Origin of the sequence: Mycolicibacterium sp. MU0050 (assembly GCF_963378085.1) — a bacterium.
GTDB lineage: Bacteria > Actinomycetota > Actinomycetes > Mycobacteriales > Mycobacteriaceae > Mycobacterium > Mycobacterium wendilense.
In genome coordinates, this window is sequence record NZ_OY726395.1 from 3130403 (window position 1) to 3147988 (window position 17586).

Sequence of the window (17586 nt, forward strand, 5' to 3'; positions counted from 1 at the left end):
CCGGTGTGTCGCGGGTCAGCCGCGCAATTTCTCCTGTACCCGGCGGTGGACGACGTCTGGCAGCAGCGCCGACACGTCGCCGCCGAGGGTGGCGACCTCCTTCGCCAGCGACGACGACACGAACGAGTAGGACGGGGCGGTCGCCACAAAGAAGGTGTCGATTCCGGCGATGTGGCGGTTCATCTGCGCCATCTGCAGCTCGTACTCGAAGTCGGTGCCGGTGCGCAGACCCTTGACGATCGCGGTCAGCCCACGCTCCTTGGCGAAATCGACCACCAGCCCGCGGCCGGACTCCACCCGCACGTTGGGCAGGTGCCGGCACGACTCCTCGATGAGCTCGATGCGCTCCTCGAGGGTGAACATGCCCTTCTTGTTGGGATTGACCAGCACCGCGACGATCACCTCGTCGAACTGCACCGCGGCGCGTTCGAAGACATCGAGATGCCCCAGCGTCACGGGGTCGAAGGATCCTGGGCAGACGGCGCCACTCATGGATGACGACCGTAGCAGGCCAGTTCCAGCCGGGTGTCGCCGTATTTCCGCGCGCGCAACGGTGTCCAGTTCGTCGGCCAGCGCAGCGCCCCGCCGCGCCCGCGCTCCACCACGGCCACCGTGCCTTCGTCGACCCAACTGTGGTCGGTCAGCACGGCCAGCACCGCCTCCACATCGGCGTCGGGCACCTCATAGGGCGGGTCGGCGAACACCAGATCGACCGGCGCCGCGGCACCCGCTGCCAGGAAGGCCGGCACGGACGCCCGGCGCAGGGTGGCACCCCGCAGGGCCAGCGTCGCGATGTTCTCGGTGATCACCGCGGCCGCCCGCGCGTCGGACTCCACGAAGATCGCCTCGGCCGCGCCGCGTGACAGCGCCTCGAGGCCCAAGGCGCCCGACCCCGCGTACAGGTCCAGCACGGAAATGCCCTCGAAGTCCATTCGCGCCGCGAGCACGTTGAACAGCGACTCGCGCACCCGGTCGGTGGTCGGCCTGGTCCCCCGGGACGGCACCGCGATCCGGCGGCCGCCCGCGGTGCCCGCGACGATCCGGGTCAGCTGACCACCACCAGTAGGTCGCCGCCTTCGACTTGTGCGGTTTCCGATACGGCGACACGTTCGACGGTGCCGGCCTTGGGTGCGGTGATGGCGGCCTCCATCTTCATGGCCTCGATGGTGGCCACGGTCGCGCCGGCCTCGACGGTGTCGCCTTCGGCGACGCTGATGGTCACCACCCCGGCGAACGGGGCGGCGACGTGATCGGCGTTGGTGCGGTCGGCCTTCTCCGCGGCCGGCACAGCCGAGGCGATACCGCGGTCGCGGATCAGCACTGGGCGCAGCTGCCCGTTGAGGATGCACATCACCGTGCGCATGCCGCGCTCATCGGCCTCGGAGATGGCCTCCAGCCCGATCAGCAACTCCACGCCCTTTTCCAGCTTGACCCGGTGCTCCTCACCGCGACGCAAACCGTAGAAGAACTGGTTGGCGCTGAGCTGGCTGGTATCGCCGTACTCGTCGCGATGCTCCTCGAACTCCTTGGTCGGCCCCGGGAACAGCAACCGGTTCAGCGTCGCCCGGCGTTCGGACCCGGGCGCGGCCAGCAGCGCCTCGTCCTCGGCGGAGAGCTCTTGGACCGGTTTGGCCGGCCCGCGGCCCGCCAGCGCCTTGGTGCGCAACGGCTCCGGCCACCCACCCGCGGGCTCGCCGAGTTCGCCACGCAGGAATCCGATCACACTGTCGGGGATGTCGTAGCGGCCCGGATCGGCGGCGAACTCCTCGGCGGTGATGCCCGCGCCCACCAACGCCAACGCCAGATCCCCCACCACCTTGCTCGACGGGGTCACCTTCACCAACCGACCCAGCACCCGGTCGGCGGCGGCGTAGTTGGTCTCGATCTCCTCGAAACGATCCCCCAGCCCCAGCGCGATGGCCTGCTGGCGCAGGTTGCTCAACTGCCCGCCCGGAATCTCATGGCTGTATACCCGGCCGGTCGGGGCCGGCAGACCGGACTCGAACGGCGCGTACATCTTTCGCAGCGCCTCCCAGTACGGCTCCAATTCACAGACCGCGTTCAGCGACAACCCGCTGTCGTGGTCGGTGTGCGCCGCGGCCGCCACGATCGAACTCAGCGCCGGCTGACTGGTGGTCCCCGCCAACGGTGCGGCTGCCCCGTCGACCGCATCCGCGCCGGCCTGCCAGGCCGCCAGATACGTCGCCAACTGACCGCCCGGGGTGTCATGAGTGTGCACGTGCACCGGCAGGTCGAACCGCGATTTCAGCGCCGCGACCAACCGCGCCGCCGCCGGCGGCCGCAACAACCCGGCCATGTCCTTGATGGCCAGCACGTGCGCGCCCGCGGTCACGATCTGCTCGGCCAGCTTCAGGTAGTAGTCCAGGGTGTAGAGCTGCTCACCCGGATCACTGAGGTCCCCGGTGTAGGACATCGCGACTTCGGCCACCGCGGTGCCGGTCTCGCGCACCGCGTCGATCGCCGGCCGCATCGAGTCGACGTTGTTGAGCGCATCGAAAATCCGGAAGATGTCCACCCCGGTGGCCGTGGCCTCCGCCACGAACGCCGACGTCACGATCTCCGGGTACGGGGTGTACCCCACCGTGTTGCGCCCGCGCAACAGCATCTGCAGGCAGATGTTGGGCAACGCCTCCCGCAGCCCCGCCAGCCGCTCCCACGGATCCTCCTTGAGGAACCGCAGCGCCACGTCATAGGTCGCCCCGCCCCAACATTCCATCGACAACAGCTCCGGTGTCATCCGCGCGATGTACGGCGCCACCATCAACAGTCCCGTGGAGCGAATCCGGGTCGCCAGCAGCGACTGATGGGCATCGCGGAAGGTGGTCTCGGTGACCTTCAACCCCGGCGTATCCCGCATCCAGCGGGCGAACCCCTCGGGCCCCAACTCCACCAGCCGCTGCTTGGAACCCGCCGGCGGCGGCACCGACAAATCCACCGACGGCAACTTGTCCTGCGCATACACCGTCGTCGGGCGCTGCCCGTGCGGCTGATTGACGGTGACGTCGGCCAGATAATTCAAGATCTTCGTACCGCGATCAGCCGAGGACCGCGCGGTCAGCAGCTGCGGACGCTCATCGATGAACGACGTCGTCACACGGCCGGCCAGAAAATCCGGGTCGTCCAGAACCGCCTGCAGGAACGGAATGTTCGTCGACACCCCGCGGATCCGGAACTCGGCGACCGCACGCCGGGCCCGGCGCACCGCGGTGGCGAAATCCCGTCCGCGACAGGTCAACTTCACCAGCATCGAATCGAAGTGCGCGCTGACCTCCGCACCCAGATTGCTCCCGCCGTCCAGCCGAATCCCCGCACCCCCCGGCGACCGATACGCCGTGACGCGACCGGTATCCGGACGAAATCCGTTGGCGGGGTCCTCGGTCGTGATCCGGCACTGCAACGCCGCCCCGTGCGGGACGATCGCCTCCTGGGACAAACCCAGATCTGCCAACGACTCACCGGCAGCGATCCGCAACTGTGAGGACACCAAATCCACATCGGTGATCTCCTCGGTCACCGTGTGCTCCACCTGGATCCGCGGGTTCATCTCGATGAACACATGGCGGCCACGCTCGTCGAGCAGAAACTCCACGGTCCCCGCGCACGTGTAGCCGATCTGCCGCGCGAACGCGACGGCATCCGCGCAGATCCGTTCCCGCAGCGCCGGATCGAGATTTGGCGCCGGGGCCAACTCGATGACCTTCTGATGGCGCCGCTGCACGCTGCAGTCCCGCTCGTACAGATGGATCACGTCGCCGTGGTTGTCGGCCAGGATCTGCACCTCGATATGGCGCGGGTTGATCACCGCCTGCTCGAGGAACACCGTCGGATCACCGAACGCCGACTCCGCCTCCCGGGAGGCCGCATCGATCGCATCGGCCAGATCCGAGAACTCCGAGACCCGCCGCATGCCGCGGCCGCCACCACCGGCGACCGCCTTGACGAACAACGGGAACTGCATCGACTCCGCCGCCGCCAGAAGCTCTTCGGGCGACGACGACGGCGCCGAGGACTCCAGCACCGGCAACCCGGCCGCCTTCGCCGAGGCGATCGCCCGCGACTTGTTACCCGTCAACTCCAGGATCTCCGCCGACGGACCCACAAAGGTGATCCCGGCCGCGCTGCACGCAGCGGCCAATTCGGGGTTCTCCGACAGGAACCCGTAACCCGGGTACACCGCATCCGCCCCGGCCGCTTGCGCCGTAGCGACGATCTCCTCCACCGACAAGTACGCCCGCACCGGATGACCGGCCTCGCCGATCTGATACGACTCATCGGCCTTCAACCGGTGGACCGAATTGCGGTCCTCATACGGGTACACCGCCACCGTCCCCACGCCCAGCTCATAGGCCGCACGAAAGGCACGAATCGCGATTTCACCCCGATTCGCCACCAGTACTTTCGATATCACTGTGGACCCTGCCTGTATGGGGATGCGGTTTTAGATCAGCGTCGACCAGTAATCCCAGAACCTCACCAAGATCATCAACACCAACGCCGTGAACCATAGCGTGACCAGTGACCAGCGCCACTGATAGACGACCGCCAGAACCGGATTTCCGCCCAGCGGTCGCAGCGCGATCGAGGCGACGATGGCCAGCAGCGGGATGACGACCGCCCACACCACCATGCAGTACGGGCACAGCGCACCGATGCGATAGAGGCTCTGAAAGATCAGGTAGTGCACAAACGCGGCACCCAGGGCGGTGCCGAGGGCCAGACCGACCCAATACCACTGCGGTAGCCGCACTTTGGTGACGGCCAACACACCCGTGATGATCACCACAGTGAACGAGATGATGCCGATCAGCGGGTTCGGGAACCCGAAGAAGCCCGCCTGCGGGGTGTTCATCACCGAACCGCAGGACAGCACCGGGTTCAGGTTGCACGACGGCACATAAGCCGGGTTGATCAGCAGCTCAACCTTTTCCACCATCAAGGTGAACGAGGCGACCAGCCCGACGATCCCGGCCAGCAGGATGGCCAGCGCGCTGGGACGACCCACCGCCACCCCGGGCCGGGCTCCGGGGGTGTCCTCCGCCGCTGTCGGCTCGACGACCGGGGCGGTGGAGTCGACGCTCATGGCGCGGGCGCGGGCGCGGGGGGGGCGGGCGCGGGGGCGGGGGCGGGGGTGGCCGGAGCGCTGTCGAGGCCGGGCACCTCGCCCACGATCTCGGTGACCTTGGCGATCAGGTCCTGGGGGGTGCTCTGCTGGTAGTCCTCACCGTTGATCCGGACCGACGGGGTGGCGGTGATGCCGGTCGCCTCCGCGAGGCCGCCGACCATGTCGTTGTACTTACCGCTGTTGATGCACTCGGCGACGCCCTCGGTCACGCCGGCCTGCCGCGCGGTCTCGATCATCGCGTCGTCGGGGGTACCGGTCGGCTGCTGCTGCATGAACAGCGCGGTGTGGAAGCGACGGAACCCTTCCTTGGCGGGGCTGGTGTCGGCGTCGGCCACGCAGTACCCGGCGTTGGCCGCCCGCGTCGAGCCGTTCTGGCTGGCGGGCGAGTCCATGATGCCGAGCATGTAGTAGTCCACGGCCACCGCACCGCTGTTCACCAGCTTGTTGATGGTGGGGCCGAAGGCGGCCTCGAACTGCGCGCAGTGCGGGCACAGGAAGTCCTCGTAGATCGACAGCACGACCTTCGGCTGCTCCCCACCCTCTTCCCGGATGACGGAGGTGGTCTCCACCCGGACGGCCTGGGCCTCGCCGCTCTGGCGCTTGTCGCCGTTGCTGACGATGTAGAACACCAGTCCTACCGCGAAGACCACCACGATGGCGGTCAGGCCGATCTGCACGGCCAGGTTCCGCTTGCGGTCGGCCGCCTTCAGGTCGTACTTGGCGGGGCGTTTCGATGACTTGGCCACGAGTGTGATGATCCTTGCGCTTGCAGGTCTGCGTAAATAGCGCGCTCCAGCCTACCGGCGGCGGCTGGCAGCGCCTCAACTGCGCCGAAGATGGGCCGCCAGCGCAGACACCATCTCCGCGATGGCCTGCCGCACCGCACCGCCCAACTCGTTGAAGTTCACGAAGCCGTGCAGCAGGGCAGTCTTGCGGCGCAGGTCCACCGGCACACCGGCGGCCGCCAACGCCTCGGCGTAGCGCTCCCCCTCGTCGCGCAGCGGGTCGAATCCCGCCGTCAGCACCAGCGCCGGCGGCAATCCCGTCAGGTCGGGGGCGCGCAGCGGTGAGACCCGCGGATCGTCGGCGGCCAGGCCCGACCCCTCGAGATAGGCGGAGCCGCACCAATCGAGATCGCGCTGGGTCAGCACGAAGCCCTCGGCGAACAGCGCCCGAGATCGGCTGGGGGCGACGAGGTCCGTCCACGGGTAGATCAGCAGCTGTAACACCGGCTGCGGCACCGCTTCCGGGCCCGCATCGCGGACGAGCTGGGCGACCGTCGCGGCCAGCGCGCCGCCGGCGCTGTCCCCGCCGACCGCGATGCGCATCGGGTCGGCGCCCAGCCGGGCCGCGTTCTCGGCGGCCCAACGGTAGGCCGCATAGCAGTCGTCGACAGCGGCCGGGGCGGGGTGTTCGGGCGCCAGCCGATAATCCACGGACAGCACCTGGACCTCGGCGTCGCGGCAGATCAGCCGGCACAGCGCGTCATAGGAGTCCAGACCGCCCAGCACGTAGCCGCCGCCGTGGAAGAACACCAGCAGCGGCGGGTCGGCGGCGGCGGGCGGCCGATAGTGCCGGGCGCCGATCCCGGCGCCGCCGTCGGGTCCGGGGATCGAGAGGGCTTCCACCTGAATCTGGGCCGGCGCTCCCCCCATGGCGACACACAGGTCCGTGAACGCCTGCCGACTGGTTGCCACGTCGTGCTCGTCGAGGACCAGGCCGGTCACGCCGTTCAGCCGCAGTGCCGCGACCAGCAGTTGCAGCGTCGGGTCCAGGGTGTTGCCGTCGATCACGACGGCTCCGCCGCCGGCCAGCATCCGCTGCAGACCGGCCGGGATCCGGGGTAGCACTTTCGGGGTGAGCTTCGCACCGACGCGGAGCACCGGCAGCGGCGGCCGGCGCTTGCGCTTCGGTTCGGGCGGCAAGGCATTGGTCACACAGCCGAAGGTAGCCGACACCGCTCGAGCCCACACCCGTTCACTGAGTAAGATCAACAACTCGGATCGGTCCACCTCGCGGCCGAGCATCACCCGTAACACGTGACTTTCAGGCAGGTGCGATGACGTCCAATGGCCAGTCGGCAGCAGCGGTTCCGGCGATCGGTCTCAATGACGAGAACACAATGCCCGCGCTGGGACTCGGCGTGGGCGGGCTGGATCCGGCGCAGACCGAGGCGGCCGTGGCGACCGCGCTCGAGGTCGGCTACCGCCTGATCGACACCGCGGCCACCTATGAGAACGAAGCCGCCGTGGGCAAGGCGATCCGGGAATCGGGCATCCCCCGCGCCGAGATCTTCGTCACGACCAAACTCGCCAACGCCGATCAGGGCTTCCAGACCGCGCAGGACGCCCTGAAGGTCAGCCTGGATCGCCTGGGCCTGGACTACGTGGACCTCTACCTGGTGCACTGGCCCAACACCAAGCTGGGCAAGTACATCGACAGCTTCGGCGGCATGATGCGGTCCCGCGCGGACGGCCTTACCCGCTCGATCGGCGTCGCCAACTTCACCCCCGAGAACCTCACCGACCTGATGGACCTGACCTACGTGGTGCCCGCGGTCAATCAGATCGAGCTGCATCCCCTGCTCAACCAGGCCGAACTGCGGGCCGCCCACGCCGAGCACGGCATCGTCACCGAGGCCTACGCGCCGCTGGGCGTCGGCAACCTGCTCGACAACCCCGTCGTGACCGCGGTGGCCGCCGGCTACGAGAAATCCCCGGCGCAGGTGCTGATCCGGTGGAGTCTGCAACTGGGCAACGTCGTGATTCCCCGGTCGTCGTCGACCGAGCGGATCGCCTCGAACTTCGATGTGTTCGATTTCGCCTTGAGTGCCGAGGACATGGACAAGTTGACCGCTCTCGACAGCGGCACCCGGTTCCGGCCCGACCCGGAAACCTATTCCGGAGTTTGATCCGGTTCAGGCCCGCGCGGCCGCGGCGGCCTCGGGGGCCGTCACGGCGCGGGACGCCTCGGTGCGACGCCGCCGATTGACGGCCGCCACCCGGCCGACGAACCTCGGGTCGAACAGGCTTGCCGGCGGGTCGACGAGACCGGTCACCTTCATGAACTGCGCGTGCACCGCGGCGTCACTCTCACAGGCACGCAGCACCCAGTCCGAATAACGCTGGGTGAGTCGGGTCGCGATGGAACGGCGCCCCACCACCTCCGGGAAGGCGAGATCCGAGCCCGCCCCCAGCCGCCAGGCCACCCCGATGGCCTTCGCCGCCGCGTGAAAGTAGCGGCGGGACAGCGCGGTATCGCCGCGGCGCAGCGCCGAGCGCAGAGCCAGCGCCTCCATCGCCGCGACCGACATGCCTTGGCCGTAGATCGGATTGAAGCTGCACATGGCGTCGCCGGTGACCAGCAGCCCGTCCGGGAACCGACGCATCTTGTCGTAGCGCCGCCACTGACTCGACGGCAGCCGATGCTGCACCACCGGCGCCAGTGGCTCACCGGCCGCCACCGCAGCCAACACATGTGGCGGGGCAAAGTCCGCCGCGTACGCCAGCATTCCGGTCAGTCCGCGGGGCGGTTGGCGCCCGCACATCCCGAAGACCGTGAAGATCCACGTGTCATTTTCGTTGTGGTTCATGGCCATTCCCGTCGGTCGCCCCGGCGCCGGGCCGATCAGGACCACCTCCTGGCTCAGCGCGCCCGCGGGTAGCCGCAATGATTGGCTGACGTAGGTGGTGCGTACCGCGATGTGGTCCTCCGGCGGCCGCTCGTACCCGAGGCTCTCCAGGAAAGCCGGTGTGTGGGCGGCGCGGCCCATCGCGTCGAGCACCAGATCCGCCGTCAGCACCTGCTCGCCGCCGTCGGCGGTGGCGATCCGCACGCCGGTGACTCGACGGCCGTCGTCGCCGGCCACCAGTCCGAGCACTTCGCGTCGATCGAGAATCGTGGCGTTGGGCAGTTCGGCGACGCGGCGGCGGACCTGAGCCTCCAGCAACGGCCGACTCGGTTGGTACATCCCAATCCAGTTGCCGGCCAACGGCGATTGCCCCGTCGGCACCATGCGGTGACCGCCGAAGGAGGTGTGCAGCCGGGACAGATCGCCGTCGCGCCAGACGGGGGCGCCTTCGGCGACCAGCTGCTCCAGGATGCCGGGGAACAGTTCTTCCAGGGTTTGCGCCCCGCGCGCCAGCAGCGCGTGGGGGTGCCGCCACTGCGGGACGCCTCGGCGCGGGGCCGATCCATCGCACAATGCGTCGCGCTCCACCAACGTCACCCGGTCGTAGAAATCTGCGAGGACGGCCGCGCCGAACAGCCCGCCCATGCTGGCCCCGAGTACGACGGCGTGATCACCAAGTTTGTTCATCGGAACACCTCCCCTTCCAGGGTCAGGCGCGCGGTGGGACGGGCCTAGAGTGATCGGCTACTCACTCTCTTCAGCAAATCTCGACACAGCTTCCACAGCCGTGTACACTCGAACGTATGTTCGAAGGGTCTTCGCCGGGTGAGTTGGTCACGGTGGTCGAGGACGCTTGCCGTGCGGAGGCGGCGATCCATGCTCGGCGGGCGGCGGCGATCGCGGCGTTGTTGTGGCGGCGCACCGCTGAGGCCGAGGGCCACGACCGCGACGATCCGGGTTATGCGTTGATCACCGGGTTCAACCGCACGTGTGCGGAGGTGGGTGCGGCGATGAACACCGCCCCGTTTTCCGCGCGGCGCCTGGTGGCCCAGGCCGAGGCGCTCGATGTCCGGTTGCCGCGGGTGGCGGCGCTGTTGGCCGAGGGGAAGATCAGCTGGTCGGAGACCGCGGCGATCATCACCGGCACCGACTACGTGGCCGCCGAGGTGATGCCCGCGGTGGATGCCGCGGTGGCCGAGAAGATCACCGGCTGGGACTGCTGGTCGCGGCGGCGGCTGCTCAACGCCGTCGCTGCCACCGTCAATGCTCTCGATCCCGAGGCCGCCAAGGAGCGCCGCAAGACCGCCGACACCGACCGCCGGGTCAGGCTCACGACCCAGCCCAACGGGATGGCGCGCCTGGATGCCCAGCTGGGTGCGCCGGCGGCGGTGCTGTTCGATCGGCGCCTCACCGAGATGGCCCGTGGGGTCTGTGGCGAGGATCCACGCACCCTGGATCAGCGTCGCGCCGATGCGATGGCCGCCCTCGGTGAAGGCCGCTCGACGCTGGTGTGTGGCTGCCCGAACGCGGAGTGCCCCGCGCGCGTCGAGGCTTCGGCCGCCAGTGGGCGGGTGGTCATCAACGTCATCGCCAGCGCTGAGACGCTGACCGGCCGCAGCGAGGATCCGGGCTATCTCGATGGTTACGGGGTCATCGATGCTGTGCAGGTTCGTGCGCTGGCCGAGGCCGGGGCGGTGCTGCGGCCGACCGCCAAACCCGGGGCCGAGGCCGATGAGGTGTTGCGGCATCAGCCCGGTGCGGCGGTGGCCCGTTGGGTCCGGTGCCGCAGTCTGACGTGCAGTTTTCCGGGGTGTAACCGGTCGGCCTGGCGTGCTGATCTCGACCACACGGTGCCGTTCGATCACCGGCATCCCTTCGGTGGTGGCTGGACGTTGGCCGGCAACCTCGATGCGAAATGCCGTGAACATCACCGGTTGAAGACCTTCCACACCGGTGCGGGTGGCTGGCAGAACACGCAACGTCATGACGGGACGGTGGAATGGATCTCGCCGACCGGGCGGGTCTACCGCAGCACCCCTGACGGTGCCGAGCTGTTTGCCGACATCGCCGTCGCGTGTGCGACGCCGGCGCCGTTGCCGCGTAACCGTCAGGCCGAGAAGGCCCGCCGCACCCGCCTGGCCCGCGAGGGGTTGGCGGTCAAACGTGCGGCCAACACCGAAACCCAACGCCTCAACGAGGCCCGCGCCCAGGAAATCGACCTACGCCAATGGCGCAACGAAGTCCGCCGCCGCCTGCACCTGCTCAAAGGCGCCCCCAGCACCAGCCCCTTCTGCAGCTGGGTCAACGACCCACCCGAAGACGAAACCATCACCGCCGACTGGCGACCCCCACCACCAGAACCCACCCCCGACCACGACCAACCACCCTTCTGAGGGTGCCGCTATGGGCGCCAGTCAGCGGTTCGCGCACGGTCAATAGCGGCCTCGGTACCGAGTTCATAACGTAGTTCGGGGTTGTCGACGTAGGTTTGCACATACCGGAACAATTGGTAGGGGTCGACATCGAACGGCCGAAAGTCGATTTGGATCATCGGGATATTCGGCAAACGTTCCATACGCCATATGCGCGTTGTATCTCGACGAATCCAGTGGGCGTTGGCATACCCGCCTACAATGACGACCGGCAAACTCTCATAACCGATGAAGGTCATCATCACCCCGGCGATATCAGGCCAGTCCAACCGGGACTCGAAGCTCCAACCACGGTGCGTAATTCCCCGACCTGACAAGGTAATTCGCCCACGGCGGATGCGTCCGGCCGCCACGGTGATGAGGAACGACACGAACACCATTCCCATCGCGCCCGCTATCACGGCGGCACCGGGGAAACCCCTGTCCTGATGGATAGGTATCTCAATGGCCGCCATGACGCAGAAAACCGCAAAACATGTCATCATGGCAATGAGGATGACGAACGGCCATAGTGCATAACGGATCTCGGCCCCCGGCACACCGTCAACCTCGACCCGGCGGATCGCAGCCGAAAGCTCTATGCGTCGGTAGCGGCCGACTATCGGGAATACCGCCATCAGAGCGACTGCTAACGCGAACAGCAGGCAGTATCTCAGCGCAGTAAGGTTTCCCTCTCGCGCGGCCATGATGCCGAGGATCGCCGAGATAACTGCTATTGCAGTCGAACCCGCAACCGTGGCCCACAAGCGCGTATCGGCACGTGTATTTCCGGACCCTTCGTGGCGATTCGGATTCTCAGAAGACTGCATTCCACGCACTCTTCGCCAGGCCACCGATGGCGCTACCGACGCTGTCGATACCGTTCTCCGGTCCCACCCCACGCACAGGAACCAGGCTGCCGATCGCAGCGCCGGCCCGCACGCCCGCCGCGAGGGCCTGGTCAACGCCTTTACCGTTCGTCCCGCCCTTATCCCCGTCATGCCTCACTGTGCGGGAGGCCAGAGCCAGCATCACACCAACCACCCTTCTAAGCCGCGGGGCAGGTGGCTGCCGCGTCCCGCAGCACCCCCGCGGACGGCGCGTCCACCGGCAACTCGTACCCACGCAGCACCTCGATGAACTGCATCGCGTACTGGCAGTGGAAGGCGGTGTTCGGCGGCATCCAGGTCGCCGGTTCGGCGTCTCCCTTGTCCTGATTGGCCTGTCCCTGCACCGCCAGCAGGTTGGCGGGATCGTTGGCGAATCGCTTGCGCTGCCGGTCATCCCAGTGCCGCGCCCCGAGGTCCCAGGCCAACGCCAACGGCACCAGGTGGTCGATCTGGACCGACGCGCCGGTCTGATTCCCACGCACGAAAGCCACCGTCGCATTGGTGTACGGGTCGTGCAGGGTGCCGGTGGCGACCGCCGTCGGGCAACGCGTGATCGCGACGTAGGTCTTGTCCACCAGGTCCCGGTCGAGGATGTCGTTGCGGGTATCGCACCCGTTGCGCCCACCCGGGGCCGCGTTGTCGTCATCCCAGGCGTCACCGAAGGCCGCCCGGTGATAGTCATAGCCGCGAATCCGCGCCGGGATCACCGCGATTCCGGCCAGCACGTCCACACCGGGTGCCACGGTCGGCGGCGCGTCGGCCGCCTGCGCAAGGCTGTCGCGATCGCCGGCAGCAACCACCACCTGAACAGCCACCACCACCGCCAGCACCGCAGCCGCGACCAGCCAGAGCAGCGACGTCCGCCTCACGACTTGTCCAGGTACTCGATGCGGTCGGTGTCGCTGAAGGGCGCGGCCAGCAGCGCCATCCCCTGGTTCGCGGGATCCTGCGGATACAGTTCCGTGCAATATTCGCGCGCGGTGTCGATGAGTTCCCGGTGCTCGATCAGTGATAGCAGGCGCAACCCGTAGGCCCGGCCGGATTGGTTGCGGCCCAACACATCTCCCTCACGCCGCTCTGCCAGGTCCAGGTCGGCGAGTTCGAACCCGTCCAGGGTCGACGCGACGGACCGCAGCCGCGACCCGGCCTTGGAATGCTCGGGCAGATCGGTCACCAACAGGCACAGGCTCGGATGCGTGCCGCGGCCGATGCGTCCCCGCAGCTGATGCAGCTGGCTGATGCCGAACCAGTCGGCGTCGACCACCACCATCACGGTGGCGTTCGGCACGTCGACCCCGACCTCGATGACCGTGGTGCACACCAACACGTCGATGTCGCCGGCGCGGAAACCCGCCATCACGGCGTCCTTCTCCTCGGGCGTCAACCGCCCATGCATCAAACCCAGCCGCAGCCCCGACAACGGTCCCCGGCTCAGCCGCGCATAGAGGTCCACGACGGCGGTGGCCGTGCGCTTGCCCTCCTCGGCGGAACTCGCCGCCGGCTTGTCGTCGTCGTCGATACGTGGCGCCACCACGTAGGCCTGCCGGCCCGCCGCGACCTCCTCGGCCACCCGCTGCCACGCCCGCTCCAACCAGGCCGGCTTCTGTTGGGCGAAGATGACGTTGGTGGCAATCGGCTGGCGACCGCGCGGCAGTTCCCGCAGCGTCGAGGTCTCCAGATCGCCGTAGACGGTGAGCGCCACCGTGCGCGGGATGGGCGTCGCCGTCATCACCAGCAGATGCGGGGTCACACCGTCACGGGCCTTGGAGCGCAGCTGGTCTCGCTGTTCCACCCCGAACCGGTGTTGCTCGTCGACGACCACCATGCCGAGCCGGTCGAACTCCACCACGTCCTGCAGCAGCGCGTGGGTCCCGATGACGATCCCCGCCTGTCCCGAGGCGATCTGGTCCCGCGCATCGCGTTTCGCGGCCGCCGACATCGACCCGGTCAGCAGCGCGACAGCGGTGGCCTCATCGTCGCCGCCCAGCTGACCGGCCATGGCCAACGGGCCCAGCACATCGCGGATGGAACGGGCGTGCTGCTCGGCGAGGACCTCGGTGGGCGCCAGCATGGCGCACTGGTAGCCGGCGTCGATCATCTGCAGCATGGCGAGCAGCGCCACCACCGTCTTCCCTGAGCCGACCTCGCCCTGCAGCATCCGGTTCATCGGGCGGGTCTTCGCCAGCTCACCGGAGATCACGTCCAGCACCTCGTTCTGGCCACCGGTGAGCTCGAACGGCAGCCGCAACAACAGCGCCGACCGTAAACCGTTGTCGCGCAACGATGCTGCGGGTCCGGCCTCGGACAGCTCGCCGAAGCGGCGCTGCGCCAGCGCCCACTGCAGTCCGACCGCCTCGTCGAAGCGCAGTCGGTGCAGCGCCCGTTCCCGCGGCGCCGGATTCTCGGCCAGATGAACGGCGCGCAACGCCTCGTCCTCGGACACCAGATCCAGTTGGCGCCGAATCGATTCCGGTAGCGGCTCGGGCACCGGGTCCAACACGGCCAGCACCTGCCGGACACACCCGTAGATGTCCCAGCTCTGCAATTTCGAGCTGGCCGGATAGATCGGAAAGAAGTCCCGTTCGAACACCGACAGGTCGAATTCACCGTCGCCCTGTGCGGATTCGGCGATCTTGACCAGCGACTTGGTGCCGCCGCCGGCCTTACCGGTGGGCGAGTCCAGGATCAGAAACCCCGGATGTGTCAGCTGCATGGTGCCGCGGAAGTAGCCGACCTCCCCCGACAGCATCACCTTGGTGCCCTTCACCAGGATGCGCTTGAGGTACTTGGCGTTGAAGAACGTCGCGGTGACCTTGGGCCGCCGATCCCCCAGCGTCACCACCAGATACTCGCGGTACGGCGCGCGATTCATCTTGCGCAGATCAGCGTGGGAGATGGTGTCGACGAAAGTGATGTGTTCGCCCTCGGCGGGCGGCTCGTCGTCCTCGCCGAGCACCGTCGACCCGCGGCTGTACTTGCGCGGGTAGTGGCGCAGCAGGTCGTCGACGGTACGGATCGCGAACGTGGCCTCCAGCAGGTCGGCGGCCTTCTTGCCGACGATGAAGTCCAGCGCGTCCCCGAGTGTGGCCATCGCTATTCCACCCCGATGATCAGCGCGTCCCCGGCGTGACCGGTCTGGTAGGTGAGCAGCTCGGTGCCCAGGTGGTGTCGTTCGACGTGCTCGCGCAGCAGCACCGCAACGTGGTCGTCCACGTCGGCGCCGAGCAGCACCGTCACCAGCTCCCCGCCGACCCCGAGCATCAGGTCGATCAGTCCGCGTCCGGCAGCCACCACGTCGTGACGCACCACCAGCACCTCGTCACCGAAGATCCCCAGTCCGTCACCAACGCGGCAGGGCCCCGCCCAGGTCAGCGCCTCCTGATCGGCGACCCGAACCGACCCGAACCGGGTCGCACCGGCCGCCGCCGCCATCGTGTAGCCGTCGTCGACGGCCTGCCGGGTTGCGTCGTGCACGGCCAAGGCCGCCAGGCCCTGCACCATGGAGCGGGTCGGCACCGGCACCACGTCGACGCCCCAGCCGATCGCCGCCGTGCAGCCGGCCACCAGTTCCTCGGCCGCGACATAGCCATTGGGCAGCACCAGCACGGAAGCGGCGCCCGTGTCGACGACGGCGCGCAGCAACTGCTGGGCGCTGACCGCCGGCTGCTGGCCGGGCGGCGCGGTATGTAGGACGGCCGCACCCTCGTCGGCGAACAGGGCCGCGGCGCCCCCGCCGTTCACGACGGCCAACACGGCGCGTCGGCGGCCCCAACTGCTCGGCGCCACGCCCGCCGGCCCCGCGGTCAGCGCCGAGATCTGGATCCGGCTGGGCGTGGCGATGTCGAGCGCGGCCTCGACGGCAGCGCCCGCGTCGTCGGCGTGCACGTGCACCGAATAACCGGCGTCGGCCACCGCGGCGATCACCACGGAATCGCCCAGCGCCTCGAGCCGGGTCCGCAGCTCGTCGATCCGGTCGGCGTCGCAGTGCGCAAGCACGTACATCACCTCGAAGGCGGGTGCCGACTGCAGCTGGCTGCAGGCCCGCACGGGCGTGCTCGGCTCGTACCGCGGCCGGGCCGGGCAACTGCCCGTCACCGTCGTGCACAGCGCATCGAGCAGGACCAACAGGCCGCGGCCGCCGGAGTCCACGACGCCGGCCTCGGCCAGCACCGCCAGTTGCTCGGGCGTGCGGTCCAGCGCGTCGGCCGCCGCGGATGCCGCCGCGGCGATCACGTCGGCCAGCGCGGCGGAGCCGCGCGCACCGGCCTCGGCAGCGTCGGCGGCGGCCTGCAGGACACTGACGATGGTGCCGGCGACGGGCACTCCGCCCATCGCGGCGACCACCAGCGCGACGGCGTGCCGCAGAGCCGCCCCGAACATCGGGGCGTCGATCTCGGTGACCTGGTCGGCCGCGGTGACGTCGGCGACCGCCCGCAAAATCTGCGACAGGATGACCCCGGAGTTACCGCGCGCCCCGCGCAACGCCCCGGTGGCCAGCGCCGCAGCGACCGCGGCGATGTCGCGCTCGTCGGCCCCGTCGGCCTCGGCGACCGCCGATCGCATGGTGAACAACATGTTGGTGCCGGTGTCCGAATCCGCCACCGGGAAGACGTTCAGCGCGTTGATCTCGTCGGTATGGGCGATCAGGTCGCCGACGCAGGTGTGCGCCCATTTCCGCAGGGCGGCACCGTCAAGCCGACGAACCGACATCGATGGCCCCTTCCTGCCGCCCGGTGCGCGCGTTAGCCTAGTCGGGCCCGGTGACGATTTTGTTCCACCGGGTCGGCCACGTTTTGGCGATCCGAGCGGCCCCCGGTATCCTGGTCAGGTTGTCGGTGCCACCCGCTCCTGCGGTCGTTGGCCCCCAGTACAGACTGAAGCTTGATGAAGAGGAGTGTGCCCCATGGCTGCCGTGTGCGATATCTGCGGAAAAGGCCCCGGCTTCGGCAAGATGGTGTCGCATTCGCATCGCCGGACCAGCCGTCGTTGGAACCCGAACATCCAGGTCGTGCACGTCGCCGACCGTCCGGGCAGCAACAAGCGCCGGGTGAACGCCTGCACGTCGTGCATCAAGGCCGGCAAGGTCCTCCGCGGCTGATAGCCCCGCTGGTTTAGCGTGCCCCGCCCATCGGGTATGGCACGCTGCATGACCAATTCGCGATCACACCCCAAGGCCGTAGTGGCGTCGCTCGCTGCGGCCGGCCTACTGCTGTCCGCGTGCGGTAGCAGCTCCGATACCGACGAGACCACCACCACCGACACCACCGAAACCACCGAAACCACCACCTCGGAGGTGGTGATCGAGACGGAGACGGAAACCACGCTGCCGGGCGAGACCGGGACCGTGCCGCCGGCCGAGCAGGTGCCGCCCGGTGAGGAGGCCCCGCCGGCCTACGACGACGGCGACGTCGACATCAACATCCCGTCACCGCCGCCCATCCCCTCCCCGCCCCCGATTCCGTCGCCGCCGCCCATCCCGTCGCCGCCTCCGATTCCGGCGCCGTAACGGGT

15 protein-coding genes are annotated in these 17586 nt (G+C 68.5%); 4 read left to right on the forward strand and 11 right to left on the reverse strand.

Translation table 11 applies throughout. The features are described 5' to 3' along the window. Positions 1-15: 15 nt before the first annotated feature. The 6 genes from coaD to R2K23_RS14820 form a co-directional block, all read right to left on the reverse strand. A complete protein-coding gene (gene coaD, locus R2K23_RS14795; protein WP_316510352.1) occupies positions 16-492 on the reverse strand; it encodes a pantetheine-phosphate adenylyltransferase in 477 nt (158 codons plus the stop codon). Further along, complete coding sequence (gene rsmD / locus R2K23_RS14800; protein ID WP_316517294.1) at positions 489-1049, reverse strand: 16S rRNA (guanine(966)-N(2))-methyltransferase RsmD; 561 nt, start codon at positions 1047-1049, stop codon at positions 489-491. Before rsmD ends, coaD begins: the two co-directional genes overlap by 4 nt. Beyond that, positions 1046-4429, reverse strand: a complete 3384-nt coding sequence (locus tag R2K23_RS14805) for a pyruvate carboxylase (protein WP_316510353.1) — start codon at positions 4427-4429, stop codon at positions 1046-1048. Before R2K23_RS14805 ends, rsmD begins: the two co-directional genes overlap by 4 nt. Before the next feature lie 30 nt (positions 4430-4459). Next, entirely contained in the window at positions 4460-5101 is a 642-nt protein-coding gene (locus R2K23_RS14810; protein WP_316510354.1) for a vitamin K epoxide reductase family protein, read from the reverse strand. Then, positions 5098-5889, reverse strand: coding sequence for a DsbA family protein (locus tag R2K23_RS14815; RefSeq protein ID WP_316510355.1), 792 nt, complete (start codon positions 5887-5889; stop codon positions 5098-5100). Before R2K23_RS14815 ends, R2K23_RS14810 begins: the two co-directional genes overlap by 4 nt. Positions 5890-5964: 75 nt before the next feature. Further along, positions 5965-7080 (reverse strand): alpha/beta hydrolase, encoded by a 1116-nt coding sequence (locus R2K23_RS14820; protein ID WP_316510356.1) that lies wholly within the window; start codon positions 7078-7080, stop codon positions 5965-5967. 122 nt (positions 7081-7202) lie between these two features. On the opposite strand from R2K23_RS14820, the gene R2K23_RS14825 reads away from it, so the two are divergent. Further along, a complete protein-coding gene (locus tag R2K23_RS14825; RefSeq protein ID WP_316510357.1) occupies positions 7203-8054 on the forward strand; it encodes an aldo/keto reductase in 852 nt (283 codons plus the stop codon). A gap of 6 nt (positions 8055-8060) precedes the next feature. On the opposite strand, the gene R2K23_RS14830 is transcribed toward R2K23_RS14825, so the two are convergent. Next, positions 8061-9461, reverse strand: a complete 1401-nt coding sequence (locus R2K23_RS14830; protein ID WP_316510358.1) for an FAD-dependent oxidoreductase — start codon at positions 9459-9461, stop codon at positions 8061-8063. Between the two features lie 116 nt (positions 9462-9577). Between R2K23_RS14830 and R2K23_RS14835 the strand changes: the two genes are divergently transcribed. Continuing rightward, positions 9578-11167, forward strand: coding sequence for an HNH endonuclease signature motif containing protein (locus R2K23_RS14835; RefSeq protein ID WP_316510359.1), 1590 nt, complete (start codon positions 9578-9580; stop codon positions 11165-11167). Positions 11168-11175: 8 nt separating this feature from the next. Here R2K23_RS14835 and R2K23_RS14840 read toward each other — a convergent pair whose 3' ends face one another. From R2K23_RS14840 to R2K23_RS14855, 4 genes are all read right to left on the reverse strand, one after another. Further along, entirely contained in the window at positions 11176-12015 is an 840-nt protein-coding gene (locus R2K23_RS14840) for a hypothetical protein (protein WP_316510360.1), read from the reverse strand. A 218-nt stretch (positions 12016-12233) separates the two neighbouring features. After that, positions 12234-12944: an HNH endonuclease family protein gene (locus R2K23_RS14845; protein WP_316510361.1), complete on the reverse strand. Its 711-nt coding sequence runs from the start codon at positions 12942-12944 to the stop codon at positions 12234-12236. Next, positions 12941-15166, reverse strand: a complete 2226-nt coding sequence (gene recG, locus R2K23_RS14850) for an ATP-dependent DNA helicase RecG (protein ID WP_316510362.1) — start codon at positions 15164-15166, stop codon at positions 12941-12943. Before recG ends, R2K23_RS14845 begins: the two co-directional genes overlap by 4 nt. A 2-nt stretch (positions 15167-15168) precedes the next feature. Continuing rightward, a complete protein-coding gene (locus R2K23_RS14855) occupies positions 15169-16785 on the reverse strand; it encodes a DAK2 domain-containing protein (protein ID WP_316510363.1) in 1617 nt (538 codons plus the stop codon). Positions 16786-16978: 193 nt separating this feature from the next. Here R2K23_RS14855 and rpmB point away from each other — a divergent pair, with 193 nt between their 5' ends. Both rpmB and R2K23_RS14865 read left to right on the forward strand, forming a co-directional pair. After that, entirely contained in the window at positions 16979-17173 is a 195-nt protein-coding gene (gene rpmB, locus R2K23_RS14860; protein ID WP_316510364.1) for a 50S ribosomal protein L28, read from the forward strand. A gap of 48 nt (positions 17174-17221) precedes the next feature. After that, a complete protein-coding gene (locus R2K23_RS14865) occupies positions 17222-17581 on the forward strand; it encodes a hypothetical protein (RefSeq protein WP_316510365.1) in 360 nt (119 codons plus the stop codon). Positions 17582-17586: the final 5 nt, after the last annotated feature.